9 protein-coding genes are annotated in these 16,914 nt (G+C 53.2%); 7 read left to right on the top strand and 2 right to left on the bottom strand.

Features of this window, described 5'->3' with window-relative positions; genetic code table 11:
• Positions 1 to 4 precede the first annotated feature (4 nt).
• The gene (locus tag R2K28_RS08335) at positions 5 to 1,231 is read left to right on the top strand and encodes a DUF58 domain-containing protein (protein WP_316369085.1); all 1,227 of its coding nucleotides are present in this window, start codon (positions 5 to 7) and stop codon (positions 1,229 to 1,231) included.
• Positions 1,228 to 3,471, top strand: coding sequence for a transglutaminase family protein (locus R2K28_RS08330; protein WP_316369083.1), 2,244 nt, complete (start codon positions 1,228 to 1,230; stop codon positions 3,469 to 3,471). The genes R2K28_RS08335 and R2K28_RS08330 overlap by 4 nt, the downstream gene beginning before the upstream one ends.
• 24 nt (positions 3,472 to 3,495) lie before the next feature.
• Here R2K28_RS08330 and R2K28_RS08325 read toward each other — a convergent pair whose 3' ends face one another.
• Positions 3,496 to 6,471, bottom strand: coding sequence for a bifunctional diguanylate cyclase/phosphodiesterase (locus R2K28_RS08325; protein ID WP_316369082.1), 2,976 nt, complete (start codon positions 6,469 to 6,471; stop codon positions 3,496 to 3,498).
• Positions 6,472 to 6,829: 358 nt separating this feature from the next.
• Between R2K28_RS08325 and R2K28_RS08320 the strand changes: the two genes are divergently transcribed.
• The 5 genes from R2K28_RS08320 to R2K28_RS08300 all read left to right on the top strand — a co-directional run bounded on the left by R2K28_RS08320 (position 6,830) and on the right by R2K28_RS08300 (position 15,839).
• Positions 6,830 to 7,957 carry an efflux RND transporter periplasmic adaptor subunit gene (locus R2K28_RS08320; protein ID WP_316369081.1) on the top strand — a complete coding sequence of 376 codons (1,128 nt, stop codon included), beginning with the start codon at positions 6,830 to 6,832 and terminating at the stop codon, positions 7,955 to 7,957.
• 37 nt (positions 7,958 to 7,994) lie between these two features.
• On the top strand, positions 7,995 to 11,042 hold the full coding sequence (locus R2K28_RS08315; RefSeq protein ID WP_316369079.1) for an efflux RND transporter permease subunit: 3,048 nt from the start codon (positions 7,995 to 7,997) through the stop codon (positions 11,040 to 11,042).
• Between the two features lie 196 nt (positions 11,043 to 11,238).
• Positions 11,239 to 12,393 (top strand): toll/interleukin-1 receptor domain-containing protein, encoded by a 1,155-nt coding sequence (locus tag R2K28_RS08310; protein ID WP_316369706.1) that lies wholly within the window; start codon positions 11,239 to 11,241, stop codon positions 12,391 to 12,393.
• Positions 12,394 to 12,761: 368 nt separating this feature from the next.
• Positions 12,762 to 13,397, top strand: a complete 636-nt coding sequence (locus R2K28_RS08305) for a protein-L-isoaspartate(D-aspartate) O-methyltransferase (RefSeq protein WP_116448255.1) — start codon at positions 12,762 to 12,764, stop codon at positions 13,395 to 13,397.
• A 6-nt stretch (positions 13,398 to 13,403) separates the two neighbouring features.
• A complete protein-coding gene (locus tag R2K28_RS08300; protein WP_316369078.1) occupies positions 13,404 to 15,839 on the top strand; it encodes a hypothetical protein in 2,436 nt (811 codons plus the stop codon).
• Here the strand turns inward: R2K28_RS08300 and R2K28_RS08295 are convergent.
• Positions 15,813 to 16,880 (bottom strand): OmpA family protein, encoded by a 1,068-nt coding sequence (locus tag R2K28_RS08295; protein ID WP_316369077.1) that lies wholly within the window; start codon positions 16,878 to 16,880, stop codon positions 15,813 to 15,815. The genes R2K28_RS08300 and R2K28_RS08295 overlap by 27 nt on opposite strands.
• Positions 16,881 to 16,914: the final 34 nt, after the last annotated feature.

The raw sequence follows: 16,914 nt of genomic DNA, 5'->3' as shown, positions 1-16,914 counted from the left end.
AGGGATGAAGGAAGAGGCCCTGCTATCCAACAGACTGCCCCCTGAAGTCATCGCCTGGCTGCAACGCTGGTTCAACCTGCACGTGGTCATCTGGCTGCTCTCCCTGGCCTGCTTTTTTGTCGCCTGGAACCGGGGGCTGGCACTGCTCTACGGCCTGTCTTCACTCTGCCTGTCCCTATTGCTGATCTCTCACTTGATGCCCAGGCTGCAAATGCGCGGAGTCAAAGTGGAACGCTCCCTGGTTGGTGATCTGACAGCCGGCAGCGAGGGTGAATTGGTCTACCTGATATCGTCCAAGAGTCGAAGATATCATCTTCAGTTGACAGATCAGCTTCCATTCACCGAAGGTCAACAGAAGCTATTCATCTCACAGTGCGACAAAACCCTTCGTGAACGCGCCACCGTTTACTGCGACCGTCGCGGCCGGTTCCTGATAGATCAGTTGACACTCTCCTCCTCCTATCCATTCGGCGTGGTGAGGCATAGCCGCCAACTGACAACCGATACCCTCGAGGTGCTGGTGCTTCCCCGGGTATGCAACCTGACGCGTATCCCTCTCCCCGTCATCGCGGATGCCAACAGCGATGGCGATCTGCACATACCTCAGCAAGGGGGCCAGGATGAGTTTGCGGCGGTGCGTGAATATACCCAGGGGGACAGCCTTCGTCACATTCACTGGCGGGCCTCTGCCCGGCAGCAACAACTGGTGGTGAAGGAGTATGAGCGCAGTGACCGGCCGGTATTGTTGGTAACCCTGGACAGCAGGCCCGCCTTTAACCAGGGTGAGGGCTCGAGATCCACTTTTGAATATGCCATCACCATCGCCGCCTCGATGATTCACTTTGCCAGCCGCGAGGGAATGCAGAGCATTCTGGTGGTCGAAAACGGTGACTGGCATGACTATGTCATCCCGGCCTATACCTCAGACCTATACGATCTGTACGCCTTTCTGGCAACCCTCGAGAGCAACGGCAGCCAAAGTTGCAGCGAATTGATCGAGCAGGCGGTAATCAGATTTCCCCAGGCCAATCTGATTACCGGCTTTCGTCTCCAGGATGACCCGCTGCTGCCAACCCTGCCACCCTATCTGACGCATGTGGATATGGAGATGGATGCAGAGAGTTTTCTCTTCCCCCTGCGCAACAAGCCAAGCAACGACTACCACCGTGAAGGCAACCGGTTGATCTATCCCGTGAATGCCCTGTCACCACTGCAGGAGCTGTTTCAGTGAAGCTCGAATCGCTCAAGGTGGTCTATTGGTACAGCCTGGTCTCGGCGGTTGCCGCAGGTGCGGTGCTATTTGCCTACCTGGGGGTAATGGCAGCACTTCTCGGTTCGATCCTGATGCTGGCGGTAACCCATTTCATCCTGGTGCTTGTGGGACGCACTGACGAGGAGAACAGTCCCTATCTGAAGATATCGGAACAGATCGCAGCGACAGGAATAGTCGTCTTTGTCCCATTAATTGTCCTCGAAGGCCCTCTGATAGCACTCTTGGTCTTCATCGGCTTCGCCCATCTGGCGCTGCTGTTTCAAACCCATGACTATCGCAGACTCTATATAGGCCTGGCGGTGGGGTTTACCGCATTGATCGCCGGCGCTGTGGAATCAAAATCGGGTATCTATCTGATCTTTTTTCTCGCCTATGCCGTGACCATCAGCATCACCCTGGGTTATGCCTATATCGAGCCTTTGAGCCACAATCGTTCCCGATGGAATCCACTCGACCAGCTACGCGCCGCTGCCTTACTGATTGGTTTGGCACTGGCCATCTATCTGATTGTTCCCCGCTTTCCCGCAGGCAACCTGGGTGCTATTCCCGGCTCCGACCATTTTTATGAAAATCAGGGGTGGGAACAGGAAGCGGAACAAAACCAGGCAGGAGAGGATGAAAACAATCCGGCCGACTCGCTACTGCAGGATCTGGCAGATAAATTTGATGCCGAGGGTTCACGGGGAAGGTCTGACCGAACATCACCCAATCGAGCCTCAGATTCATCTTTCCGTTACCGGGGTTTCGACTATGAGATGAATATCGATAATCCCGACGATCAGGGCGACCGTTTCAGCAATGCGATCGTGGCGCATGTTCGCGCCGACCGCCCGCTCTATCTACGGGCACGTATCTTTGACCATTTCGACGGTCTGCGTTGGCATAGCTCTGCTCAACAGCTAAGCAAATTGCAGCTCTCCCGCGGGGAGATTGAACTCCAGCCCGAAACCCTACCTTCGTCAGACCGTCTGACAGAACACTACGAGGTATTTGTCGAGCATGACCTTGGGGACTATATCCCTGCGGCGGCGGTACCGATTAAAGTCAATTTTCCTGCAACCGTCATTGCTGTCGATGCATTCGGCCAACTTCACTCACCAGGTGCGTTGCGAAGCGGCACCGCATATGCCGTTGAATCTTTACGCACCCTGCACAAGGGACGCACTTTTGCCGAAACCGAATACGTGGAGTTACCAAACTTCAGGCAACTACCGGAGGATATGGATCCGCGCATTGATCAATTGGCTACCCAGGTTGCTCAATCCCACGACAGCCAGTTCGCAAAGGCCATCGCGTTGGAGCAACACCTGCGTAACCACTATGACTACGACTTCGATTCCATTTTCAAATCACAAAAACAGACACCGCTAAGCCAATTTCTGTTCGAGACAAAAAAGGGGCATTGCGAATACTTCGCCAGCGCGCTTGCCATTATGTTGCGTACCCAGGGTATCCCATCCCGCCTAGTCACGGGTTTCTCCGCAACCAATCAAAATCCCATGACCGGTTATTACGATGTGTATGCCCTGGACGGACATGCCTGGGTCGAAGCCTATGTGGATGATATCGGTTGGTTGGAACTGGAACCCACCGCCTACTACGACGGCCCGGCCGTGGATAATGAAACCCTGTCCGCGGAACAGATCAACGACTACGTGGAAAGGCAGCTGCGGCTTCAGCACGCCATGGGAGAGACTGACATCTCTTTCGAGATGCTGATGAGCGCTGTCTGGCAGGCCTCCTATCTGTTAGTCACCTGGGCAGGCGCTTACCTGAAACTCTTTTTCATCAATATGTGGCCGTTCTTCATTACTCTCGCCGGGATACTTTTGGGCGCGTGGATCGCCTGGCCACACGTCCAGCCCAGATGGCGCGCATTGCAAATAAAACGCAGACTCGACTCAGCCCAGGCCGCCACCCCGGACGAAGCCATAGCCATTCATCTGCAGGCGATTGATGATCTGCTGCGCAATGCCGGTTATCAGCGACCCGCGGGGCTGACCATCGAGAAACTACTCGATAGATTGGCGGCACTGGAGGTTCCTTTGCATGCCGGCAGGATTTCCCGTGAGTTCAACCGCCTCAACTACTCAGACAAAGCGGTCAAGGTCAACCTGTCTCGCTACAGCAGGCTGTTTGAGATGCTCTACTCAATCGGGCATGCGGATCTAAAACAGCGTATCCATGGCATACAATAACCACAATTTTTATACCTAACGCCTCTAATTGGAGTCGAGCAATAGTTGATGAAATGCTTTCTCCGGTACAGGTCTGGAAAAAAAGTAACCCTGATAATAATCACATCCCAGGTTGCGTAATTTGGCAAGTTGCACTGCGGTCTCAACACCCTCAGCTGTGACATGCATTTTCAAGTTGCGTGCCATCAAGTGAATGGTCGAAACAATCTCCTCATTCTCCTCCTCGGCTTGCATCCTGTGAATGAAGCTGCGATCGATCTTCAGTATATCTATTGGGAAACGGGTTAAATAGGCCAATGATGAATAGCCGGTACCAAAGTCATCGATCGCCATGGCCACACCCATCTCATTGAGTTGTCTGATTTTCATGATCGTCTGTTCCGTATCATGCATCAATACAGTCTCGGTTATTTCGAGTTGGAGTCTCTTCACTGGAATCTGGAACTCGTTCAGATTACTCCTGATTTCATCAACCAGGCCAAGGCTGGTGAATTGTTGCGGTGAAATATTCACTGCCACCTTGAACTCCATAGTATCCGGCAACTGCCAGGAAGCCAGGTCTTCACAGATCTGGCGCAGCATCACTGAAGCAATTAGATTGATCTGGCCAGACTCCTCCGCAATTGGAATGAATACACCCGGCATGATGGGCTCTCGATCATTACGGATCCATCTGGCCAATGCCTCCGCAGCTACGATTTTTCCGTCACTGACTCGAACAATGGGTTGATAATAGGGAACGATCTCTTTGGATTGCAGTGCGACATGTAGGTCGGACTCCATGCGCAATCGTCGTTTGGCTTTCTGTGTCAACTTGTGGGTATAAAACTTGAAGCTGTTTCGCCCCGACTCTTTTGCCAGATACATCGCGGCGTCGGCGTGTTTGATCAGATCAGTGGCTGTCTCTCCATTCTGAGGATAGATACTGATCCCGATACTACCCCCCACGGAGAGATCGTGACCCTCAACATGGACAGGTGTTTTCATCTCATCCAAGACCGCCTGAGCAATCTCGGCAATTACCGATTCTGTAACCACATCTTCGATGAGAATCACGAACTCATCACCACCGATGCGCGAGATCGTATCCCCCGCACGCAGGCGCTTGCTGAATCGCTGTGCAAGCAATCTCAGCAGCTTATCTCCTGTCGGGTGTCCGAGACTGTCATTGACTACCTTGAAATTATCCAGATCAAGGAAAAGCACAGCGACTTCGTTGCCGTTGCGACGCGCTCGCTGCAGCGCATGATCTATTCTGGAAAAGAGCAAAATCCGGTTTGGTAGCCCGGTCAGGGGATCATAGTGTGCCAGGTGCTCGAGTTGCTGCTCCGACTGTTTCAATGCTGATATATCCGAAAACACTGCCACATAGTGGGTAATCAAGCCATCGTCATCAAGGATGGCGCTGATATTGAGCCACTCCGGATAGATCTCTCCGCTCTTGCGACGATTCCAAATCTCCCCTTGCCAATGCCCTGAGCTAGTCAGTTGCTCCCACATATGGTGATAAAAATTCTGGTCATGCCGGCCTGACTTGAGCACGCTCGGATTGAGCCCCAGCACCTCCTCCTCCCGATAACCGGTTATTTTACTGAAGGCGCGATTGACTGAAATAATTCTGGGTGTTGTATCGGTTATCGTCACCGCCTCAAGTGTGCTTTCGAGTACAGCGGCGGCTTGTTTAAGCTTTTCATCGTTGCGTTTCTTCTCCATCAGTCTCCACAGATCGCTGACCAGCATACTGATTTGCTGCACATCGAAGTCGTTGTAATGTTCTATCTTGTTTCCAACTCCTATTACCAGTCTTACCTTGTCACCATCCATGACAGGTACTGAAAGGTGCCGCAGAAGATGAATATGCCCTTCCGGATAGCCTTTACGGCCCTGCAAGGATTGATAGTCATTGTGAATCTGTGGTTTCCGTTTGCGCACACAATCCACCCAGACGCCGGCTTTGCTTAGAGGATAGTGAGAATCAAACGCGGCACTACACTGCAGCAAGGTCTGCTTCGACCAGGCCACCAACTCGATCGTTTCCTGGTCTTCATTGACGAAATGGAGATAACCTATGCTGCTATTGGTGAGGTGACACGCCTGCTCCAGGGCCGTCTGGACAATCTCTTTTTCACTGACACTCGGCGCCTGTTTGGTAAGTTCTAGGGAGGCCTCGAGTCGCTGTTGTATCAAGGTTCTGGATGCTTCTGCCTGCTTGCGACGATTGATATCGATATGCACGCCGAGAATACGTGCAATTTTATCCTCGGCATTCATCAAGGCAGAGCCTCTAGCCAACAGCCATTTATAGCTGCCGTTCTTGTGTTTGAGCCGGAACTCCTCTTCCCAGATGGGCTCTGGTGAGGCCAGGTAACGCTCGAGATGTTCCAACACACGTGGCTCATCATCGGGATGCAGACGATTCTTCCAGGTATCTATGTGGTTCTCCAATTCATTATCCTGGTAGCCCAACTGCATCTTCCAGCGAGGGGAGAAATAGATGGTGTTCCGCTCAAGATCCCAATCCCATACCCCATCCAGACTGGACTCTGTCAGCAATCGATAGTGCTCTTCACTCTTCTGGAGCGCTTGCTCATATTCAATCTCATTGGTTACATCTTGAAATACCGCAGTGACATAACCGCAGGGCAGTCTATAGACATGGTTCATACGCCAACCGCGAATACGTTCGTCGTGATACTCGGTTGGTCCCAGGGTTTCACTGGCACCGCTCTTCATCACCCGGCGTAAAACATCCAGCAAGCCGAACTCCTCCACCCCCGGATACACCTCAGTCAAACGGCGCCCGATGAGTTCCTGGCGCTTCACCCGGTCTGTTCTTTCAACCGTAGGATTAATATCAATAAATATGAAATCTCTACCATCATCCACGGGTTGGTAGACAGCCACACCGAAATTGAGCTGCTTAAACAACTCTTGAGGATACTCGGCACACTGATGGTGCACATGATTGTGAGACTGATCGGCGTTTTTTCGTTGTGTCAAGTCGTTAGTCCTGGCAAGGATTCTAATTCTTCTTTAACACGGACCACTGACTCCCATGCCTGAGCAGTGACCGCTGGGAGGCCAGTTTGTTTCCTGCTGGCCACAGGCTTTACGACACCTGATCTATCAAGTGTAAACCATATCTACGACAATACCCGGGTTGGCATTGAGCTAAGCCCTGCCGATTATAAATTTGCACCCGAATGAAGTGACAATAAGGAGTAATAACACACTGCATTTTAGGATTGTTCTCCCCTTTCACTATGTTGTAATTAAACTCGTGAAGGCAGTTATACTTATCCACCTACCAGCCTAAATAATTACTATCCGTTCGGCAGAAGCATGGGGGGGTTTCGACATGCATGGTTGTGGATTTCGTTGTGCAGGTATCATCCTGATTGCTGCCACATTATTTGGTTGCGACAAACCATCGCCACCCGACAGTAAGGAGGCGGTGCGCCCTGTAAAGAGCTTTATCGTTGAGCAAGCTGACGCCTCCGCTATCCGTTCATTCCCCGCACGAATCGATGCCGGCAGAAAGGCGGACCTTGCATTCAGGGTTGCTGGCAAGGTTGAACAGCTGTCCGTGAAAGAGGGCGATCATGTGGAGAAGGGTCAACTGATCGCCACCTTGGATATCACCGACTATAAGATCGCCTATAACAATCGCAAGGCGAATTTCGACAAGACAAAAAAGGACTATGCCCGGGCCCAGGAGCTGGTGAAAAAGGGGCACATCTCAAAGATGGATTACGATCGCCTTGAAGCTGAATTCAAGGGTGCCAGATCCGCCTTGGAATCCGCCCAGCAAGAGCTCAATTACACCAAGCTGACCGCCCCGTTCAAGGGTGTCATTGCCAAGCGCCATATTGAAAACTTCGAAGAGGTACAAGCCAAGCAGGTGATCCTGGATCTGCAGGATATCACCACGCTGGAGGTTAAATTCGATGTACCGGAGAGTCAGCTTCGCGAGCTCCAGCCTGACAGGGAGTCACCGGAATCGAGACGCAGGCAGATACCTGTAAAGGTACGCTTCTCCGATCTACCGGGTAAGAGCTACCCCCTCACCTTTCGCGAAGTCAGCACCAAAGCCGATGCCAAAACCCAGACCTTCCAGGTGACCTATACCATGCAGCAGGTGGACGACGTCACCATATTGCCGGGGATGACTGCCACAGCGGTTGTCGACCTGAGCGGCTTTCTCAACAATGGTCAGCGTCACCTGGTCCCGGCAACGGCGGTCGTGGGCGACAGCAATCTCGAGTCCAGGGCCTGGGTTATCGATGAACAGAGCATGACCGTCAAATCCCGCAAGGTGAAAATCGGCCGGCTCCTGGGAAGCCGGGTTGAGATCCTGGAAGGTCTCGATCCGGGTGAGCGGATCGTCACTGCCGGCACCCCCTTTCTGCTTGAGGATATGCAAGTCAGATTGCTGCCTGATCGGGAACAGGCGGAACCCCGCACACAGGAGCTGAATAATCAGTGATAACTGAGCAGAACACAGCAGCGATGAGGGGCGCGGGATGAACATCGGTGAATATTCGGTACGTACACCAGTGATCTCCTGGTTGTTGGTGATCATCATGCTTGGTGGCGGCTTCTGGGCATTCGATCGAATCGGCAAACTGGAAGACCCCGCCTTCACCATCAAGATGGCCAAGATCATCACCTACTATCCCGGGGCATCCGCCAAGCAGGTTCAGGATGAAGTCACCTACCATGTGGAGGATGCCATCCAACGCATGCAGCAGGTGAAACGGATCAAGATGTCGATCTCCAGACCTGGTGTATCGGATATTCAGATCGAATTCAAAGACAAATACCGTGCCGACGACTTCCCCAACATCTTCGATGAGTTGCGGCGCAAGATCGCCGACATGCAAGGCAAACTGCCCCCTGGCGCGCAGAGCCCGATCGTGATCGATGATTTCGGCGATGTCTTCGGTGTCTATCTGGCGCTTACGGGTGAGGGTTACAGCTGGCGTGATCTGTGGGATTTCGCCGATGCATTCAAGCGCCAACTGGTACTGGTACCCGGCATCCGCAAGATCTCCATCGGCGGGACGCAGAAAGAGGTGGTCTATGTGGACATCTCCCGTGCACAGCTGGGTGAACTGGGGATATCACCGAGCCAGATCTCACAGATCCTGGAATCACAGAATGTGGTGGTCACCGCGGGTAACGCCAGTGTCGGCAATGAGTATCTGCGCATCGAACCCACCGGGGAGTTCAATTCGGTCAAGGCGATCGGCGATGTGCTGATCGGTTCCGATGAAAAGAAACTGGTCTACCTCAAGGATATCGCCGAGATAACCCGCGCCTATGAGGAGGTCCCCAGCCAGATGTACTATGTCAACGGCAAACCGGCGTTGACCCTGGGTATCTCCATGCAGGCCGGTGAGAATGTGGTCGCGGTGGGGGAGAGTCTGCGGCAACGGGTGATGGAACTGATCCCCACGATTCCCCTCGGCATGGATTTGATCGAGATCTACAACCAGCCCGCCGAGGTGGATAAATCGGTCAGTGGCTTCATCGTCAGTGTCGGCCAGGCGGTGGTTATCGTTATTATTGTGCTGTTGCTGTTCATGGGTCTGCGGGTGGGCTTTATCATCGGCGCGGTGCTGTTGATCACCGTGGCGGGCACCCTCTTCATCATGCATCTGGAAGGCATTGAGCTGCAACGTATCTCATTGGGTGCGTTGGTGATTGCCCTCGGTATGCTGGTGGACAACGCGATTGTAGTGGCCGAGGGTATGCTGGTGCGTCTCCAGGCCGGTATGCAGGCGGTGGATGCGGCGCGGGAGACGGTTGGCAAGACCATCTGGGCGCTACTGGGCGGCACCGTGATCGGCATCCTGGCCTTCTCCGCCATCGGCCTTTCACCGGACAGTACCGGCGAGTTCACCAATTCACTCTTTTGGGTGATTCTCTACTCCCTGCTGCTATCCTGGATTACCGCCATCACAACCACCCCCCTGCTTTGCGCCCTACTGATAAAGCCGGGGCAACCCGGTGGTGACAGTCCCAAGGACCCCTACGGAGGTGCAATCTTCACCCTTTTCCGCAGCATTGTGGATCGGGCCATCCGGCTGCGCTGGATTACTGTCGCTATAGTGATCTCATTATTCATCCTGGCCGTGATCGGTTTCGGCAGTGTCAAACAGGCCTTTTTTCCAGAGTCCAACACGCCCCTCTTTTTTGTCGATATCTGGGAGATCGAGGGAACAGATATCAGGAAGACCCGGGAAGACACCCTCAATGTGGAGGCCTTTATCCGGGAACAGGAAGGGGTGGTGCAGACGAGCACCGCCATCGGCGGACCCCATCAGCGATTCACCCTGGTTTACGATCCACGGGAGACATCGCCCGCCTATGCCCAGATCATCGTCAAGACCGATACCCTGGAACGCATCCCGGAGATCTGGCACAAGGTCGAGGGCTATATGCGGGAGCAACTCCCCTGGACCGACCCGATTATCAAGTCGATGCGTATCGGCCCCGGCAGGGACAGTAAGATCGAGGCACGTTTCCATGGACCCGATCCCGCAGTCCTGCGGAAGCTGTCGCAGCATGCCCAGGCCCTCATGCATGCCGATCCCAGATCGAAGGACGTGCGGGACGACTGGCGACAACCGGTAAAGTTGATTCGACCCATCTTCAATGAACAGGTGGGCAGGCAATTGGGCATCACCCGGGAACACCTGGCAACCGCGCTGCAGTATGCCTATGACGGCACCCCGGTGGGCCGTTATCGCGACGGCATACGTATCCTGCCGATATTGATGCGCGCCCCCGAAGTGGAGCGCAAGGATCCCGGTAATCTGCAGGACATCAGCATCTGGAGTCCGGCCCTGAACCAGTCTGTCCCTGCCGCCCAGGTGGTCAGCGGTTATACAACCCTGTTCGAGAACACCCTCATACGTTCCCGTGACCGCATTCAGACCATCATTGCCTCCTGCAACTCTGTGGAGGAGTTGGCCACTCCCCTGTTCAACCAATTGAAGCCGGAAATCGAGGCGATACCGCTACCGCCGGGATACAGCTTCTCATGGGGGGGTGAATATGAGGATTCTGCCAATGCCCAAGGGGGATTGATGAGTTCACTACCGGTAGGCTTTCTGCTCATGATCCTGGTCACGATCCTGCTGTTCGGCAAGGTACGTCAACCCCTGTTGATCTGGCTGACGGTGCCCCTGGCGGCCGTGGGCATAACAGCCGGTCTGCTGACGTTCAATGGCGCATTCGATTTCATGTCCCTGCTGGGCGCCCTGTCGCTGATCGGCCTGCTGATCAAGAACGCCATCGTCCTGATCGACGAGATCGATCAACAGAGCTCGCTGGGAAAACAGGCCTATACCGCGATACTTGATTCCACCGTGAGTCGCCTGCGCCCGGTGGTGCTTGCCGCCGCCACTACCATACTCGGACTGATTCCTTTATTGCAGGATGTGTTCTTCGTCAATATGTCGCTGACCATCATGGCGGGTCTGGGATTCGCCACCCTGCTGACACTGCTGTTTGTACCGACCCTGTATGCAATCCTGTTCGGTATCAAGCCACCAGCGGTATGAGGCACCACTGATCCTCTGCTCACAAGGGATGCAAAACCACTCATCACACGGTGAAAAGCCCTCGAATTACCTACAGATAGCGGGTGAATCGGTTGTGGAATATTTACTCTAAAAAAACTCTCATTCTCATATAAACTGTAGATGAGAAAGCAGTCATCACGGATAAGCACAGGATGGGACACCAAGGAGAACTCTCATCGCTAACATCTTCATCTCTTACCGACGCGAAGACAGTGCGGACGTTACTGGCAGGATTCATGACCGCCTTGTCGAGCACTTTGGAGATTCGGCCCTGTTCATGGACGTGGACGATATCCCCCTGGGTGTCGATTTTTCCAAGTACATCGATGAGAAGGTGGGCAAGTGCGAGGTTCTACTGGCTGTAATCGGCCGCGATTGGCTATCGTCCACAGACGCGAGCGGCAATCGACGCCTGGATCTGCCAGGGGACTTTGTCCGCATTGAATTGGAATCGGCACTGAAGCGAAACATACCGGTAATCCCCCTATTGGTTCGGCGCGCATCGATGCCCAAAGCGAAGGATCTGCCAGAGAGTATCCGCGATTTTTCCAAGCGAAACGGTATGCTGGTGAGGCCCGACCCGGACTTTCGAACCGATTGCGATCGACTAATCGAGGGCCTGGAAAGGGACAGAACGGGAACAAGGCCAATAGTATCGACGCGTAAAAAGTCAGTAGAGAATAAACCGAAATCTAACCACAAGGCGCTCTTGATAGGCGTGCTGGGGATTGCCCTGGTCAGTGCCCTCGTTGGTCTCTTCGTATGGTACTCAGGAAGCCAGAGCCCGGCACCAAGCATTGTTGAGTTCCAAGCCAATCCAAACAGGATCGATCAGGGGGCTACCACCAAATTGAGGTGGGTCACGAATAACGCCAGGAAAGTGACTATTCATCCAAATATCGGCACGGTTCCGAGCTCCGGATCCAAGGATATATCACCCACGGAAAACACAACCTACACCCTGGCCGCCAGAGGCTCTGAGAATAGATCTGTGAAGCAAAGGCTCTCCGTTCAAGTCAACTCAAGCCCAGTGGCCAGCATTCCAAAATCGAGCCTCTCTGTCGAAAAAAGCACTATTGAGTTGGGTAAATCCACAACCCTTAGATGGCGAACCAGAGACGCCACTGATGTTGAAATCAATCCCGGTATCGGCCGTGTTGGAACAACCGGGTCCCTCAAAATCTCGCCCAGGCGTAATACGACCTACACGCTGACAGCAAAAAGTTCCTCAGGAACAGCAACATCAACTACCATGGTCAAGGTCAGAAGACCATTGACTCCGACAACTCCAACTATTGTCACTCCGCCAACGCTGATATTGACTCAGTAACCTGGTGACAGGTAGGTGTAGGAGTCAGCCACATATCAGTGTGAATGATTGTTAGTCCGCAAATGAACGCTAATGAACGCAAATAGGGCATTTTTAACTAGCCAATATGGTGACCCGGGGTTGCCCTCCTGCCCTATAGTGAAAGTCAATCATTAGGTAAGCACTGAATTAAGCGGTAATAACTTATATTTGCGTTCATTTGCGGACTCATTATTTTCCCCCAAGAACTATATTTGTAAGTAGGAAAGGAGGAGACAGACATGACCATCAGTCGATTTCTCTACCTGCTGCTATTCGTCCTGATTCTCTTCTGTATCGATGCAGTCGCAAAAGTGGGCTATGACGACTACAGCGCCGCCCGCCAGAGGATGGTGAGACTGATCGAACAGGATGTCCGTGAGACCAGTAGCTATCTGGATAAAAGACAGCTCGATTCTCGGGTCATGAAGGCGCTGGCAGAGGTGCCGCGTCATCAGTTCGTACCCCTGGATATCCGCGACAGGGCCTATGAAAACCGCCCCCAGCCGATAGGGTTTGGCCAGACCATCTCTCAACCCTATATCGTGGCGATCATGACCGATCTGATGAATCCCAAGACCGATGACATAGCGCTCGAGATAGGCACAGGTTCCGGTTACCAGGCCGCGGTGCTCTCGCGCCTGGTGGAAAAGGTCTACACCATGGAGATCGTGGAACCCCTGGGAAAACAGGCAACCGAGCGATTAAAGCGCCTCGGTTATGACAACATAGAGGTCTCCATCGGCGACGGCTATTACGGCTGGAAGGAGCATGCCCCCTTCGACATCATCATCGTCACCGCTGCCGCCAGCCACATCCCCCCTCCCCTGATCGAGCAGCTGAAACCGGGAGGGAAGATGATCATCCCGGTGGGGAGCCGCTTCATGACCCAACAGCTGCTGCTGGTCGACAAAGGTGATGACAAGGAGGTCAGGGTGCGTCAGATTCTACCTGTCAGGTTTGTGCCGCTTACTGGAGAGCATTGAATAATTTTGAATCGTCCACCCTACATCTCGATCTCGATTCTTTCGGCATCGGCACTCGGTTATGAAATATTGCTGATGCGGCTCTTCTCGATTATTCAATGGCACCACTTCGCCTACATGATCATCGCCCTGGCGCTGCTGGGTTACGGGATCAGCGGCAGTCTGCTCTCGACCATTCAGCCCAGGATCGCCCGCCACTACCGATGGCTCTATCCCCTCTCCCTGATGCTCTTCGCCCTTAGCGCCCTGGGGGCATACCTGATTGCACAGTCGCTCAGTTTCAACAGTGAGGAGCTGCTGTGGGATTTTCGCCAGGCCCTCAATCTGGCGATCATCTGCCTGCTGCTGGCACTGCCGTTCGTCTTCACCGCCAGTGCCATCTGTATGACCTTCATGGTCTACAGCGAGAAACAGGTCTCCACCATCTATGCCGTCGATCTGCTGGGCGCCGGTATAGGGGCGCTGGGCATAGTACTGATCATGTTTCTGCTGATGCCGCAACAGATCCTGGTTGCCATCACCCTTGCCGGCTTGGCGGCAGTGGCCATTGCCATATGGGAGCTCGATCTCTCTTATAAATCCCGGCTCTACATTCCCCTGATGCTGATTGGGATTCTGCTGATCAACACCACCCCATTGATCACCCTCAACTTCTCCCCCTATAAAGGATTGATGCAGACACTGCAGATCAAGGGCACAGGTGTTGTCGATCAATACTCAAGCCCCCTGGGCTACCTGACCCTTGTGGCCAGCGACCAGATGCCACTGCGCCACGCCCCTGGGCTGAGCCTGATCAACCCTCGGGAACCACCGCAACAGCTGGGACTCTTCACCGATGCGGACAACATGTCCGCCATCACCCGCTTCAGCGGCGACCTCGATGCCTTAAGCTATCTCGACCAGACAACCTCGGCCCTCCCCTACCATCTGAAAAGGCCTGCCGAACTGCTGGTGATCGGCAGCGGTACCGGCTCCGACCTGCTGCTGGCACGCTACCACCGGACAGAATCGATAGATGCCCTGGAACTCAATCCCCAGCTGGTTGAGTTGCTGAGAAACGACTACAAAGCGTTCGCCGGTGAAATCTATGACAACCCCACCACCAGGCTGCACATCGCCGAAGCGCGGGACTTCCTCGGCCAAAGTGATAAACAGTATGACCTGATCCAGATCGCCCTGGTCGACGCGGCCAGCGCATCGTCATCGGGCCTGTATGCCTTGAATGAAAGTTATCTCTATACCCGGGAGGCCCTCGCGCTCTACCTCTCACACCTGGCGCCGGACGGCTATCTCGCTATCACTCGCTGGATCAAGGTACCTCCCAGAGATACCCTCAAACTCCTCCTCACCGCCCATCAGGCGATGGAGACCCTGGGACTGAGTGATCTGGATAAACGTCTGCTGCTGATTCGAAACTGGCAGACCGCTACCCTGCTGGTGAAGAACGGGACCTTCACCTCTCAGGAGCTCGATCTGGCGGACACCTTTTGCCAGGCAAGGCTTTTTGACCTGGCCTACAGCCATCGCCTCAACGAAGCGCAGGCAAACCGTTACAACCAACTGCGTGAACCCTATTTCTACCGGGCAAGCAAACAGATCGTTTCGGGTGACAAGGACCAACTCCTGGAGAGCTATAAATTCGATCTCCAGCCCGCTTCGGACGACAGACCCTATTTCCACCACTTCTTCAAATGGGAGAGCTTCTTCGAGGCATTGAAGCTGCGCCACCAGGGGGGCATGCCGTTGATCGAGTGGGGCTACATCATCCTGATCATTACCCTGGTGATCACCACGCTGCTCAGCGCCCTGTTGATACTGCTGCCCTTACACATCATCTCGCGCAACACAGGGACAACAGGTGGGGGCTTGAGCCGCTGGCGTGTTTTCTACTACTTCTTCGCTATCGGTGTGGCTTTCCTGTTTATCGAAATCGCAACCATACAAAAATTCATTCTTTTTCTGCACCACCCCATTTATGCCATCTCGATCTCTCTCACTGGATTTCTGCTGTTTGCGGGGTTAGGTAGTTTTGTTAGCGAGCGTTGGTCCCATACAAGATCGCACTACAGAATCGCTCTCCTGGCGGTGCTTGCCATTGCCACATTAAGTCTAAGTTACCTGTTTCTATTGGAGCCGCTGTTCAGGCAATTGGGTCATCACCCCATGGGTATTAAGTTCATAATCTCCTCACTTCTTATCGCACCTTTGGCATTCTTTATGGGGATGCCATTTCCTCTTGCCATCTCCTTAATGAAAAAGCAGGACTCGAACCTGATCCCATGGGCTTGGGGCATCAACGGTTATGCCTCTGTGATCAGTGCCGGATTGGCGACGCTGATCGCTATCGATCTCGGCTTTACTGCGGTTATCCTTATCGCGACACTGCTCTATTTCTCCATATTAATGGCTTTTCCATCAGTCAACCGTTCTCTGCTTTACTAACTCAACACGTCGATTTTTTGCCCGACCGCTTTCCGTATCATTACTGCTGACCGGTGCTGCAGGTCCGACACCAAGCGCAGTCAGTCTGCTGTCTTCGATGCCGGCGGCAACCAATGACTTAACGACACTATTGGCGCGCTTCAGAGAAAGATCCTGGTTGTACGTCAGACTTCCGACATCATCAGTATGTCCTACCACGTAGAGTTGTAAGGCGGGATCTGATTTCAATGCCTTCACTATCTCGGTGATCGTTTCATTGGACTCAGGTCGTAACGTCGCTTTATCATGATCGAACTGGATATCGTACAGGGCCACGTGCCCAGACTCTCCAATTTGCTGCTGCATTTCGGATGCGTCGACAAACTCCAGGGTTGCCTCAAAATTGCTGACCTCCAGAATCTCAACCAGCATCACAGTCCGTTCCCTGAATTTCTTGTTGGAGTTGTTCGCGGCGATAACCGCGGCAGACACACCAACATGATATCTGGTACTATCCGTCGTTACGTCAATATAGCGATATGCCGGCGAAGTGAAGGTGTGAGAGAAGCCCAGCAAATAAAACGGGTGAGTTAGCCCCTCGGTTGGAACCATTGTGTTGCGCGTCCAGAATGTGGTCGCAAGCAGATGTCTGTTACATCCTGTGTTTTTGCAACTGTATATCTCATTGGCATTTCCCAGTTGCCTCAAGGCAGTATCATAGTTCTTCTGTACCATCAGCGGCTTATCGCCCGCCTTTGCCAGATAGAGAATACGCGTCCGTTTACCTTCCGGATTAACCAGGGTTATTTTTTTACTCGCGTCTGCTTTCAAAAAGTTGGCGGCATCGTACTCGTTGTATTCAAAACCGATGATTTCCGAACCAGCCACACGTGGAATTTCCGGGTGATCACGACTGCCTTGCATATCACCCGCATAAACATAAGTGGTAGGCAAGATCAATGACAGGAAGATGAGAATAAACATGTGCATGATTCGATCTCCTTTTTGCGAGCGAGTATAGATCAGGAATATAGCTTTATCTGCCCGGAAGTGAATATTCACGCCTGAAACCCCTACATATCTAGTACAATTCATA

It is taken from the genome of Candidatus Thiodiazotropha sp. CDECU1 (genome assembly GCF_963455295.1).
In the GTDB taxonomy this organism is placed as follows: domain Bacteria; phylum Pseudomonadota; class Gammaproteobacteria; order Chromatiales; family Chromatiaceae; genus Thiodiazotropha.
Note: the sequence above shows the minus strand (reverse complement) of the source record. Positions and strands in the feature narration are given on the sequence as shown.

Bases quoted from the DNA above. Each gene is read 5' to 3' on its own strand.
- R2K28_RS08335 (WP_316369085.1), top strand. From the start codon at position 5: ATGAAGGAAGAGGCCCTGCTATCCAACAGACTGCCCCCTGAAGTCATC.
- R2K28_RS08320 (WP_316369081.1), top strand. From the start codon at position 6,830: ATGCATGGTTGTGGATTTCGTTGTGCAGGTATCATCCTGATTGCTGCC.
- R2K28_RS08315 (WP_316369079.1), top strand. From the start codon at position 7,995: ATGAACATCGGTGAATATTCGGTACGTACACCAGTGATCTCCTGGTTG.
- R2K28_RS08305 (WP_116448255.1), top strand. From the start codon at position 12,762: ATGGTGAGACTGATCGAACAGGATGTCCGTGAGACCAGTAGCTATCTG.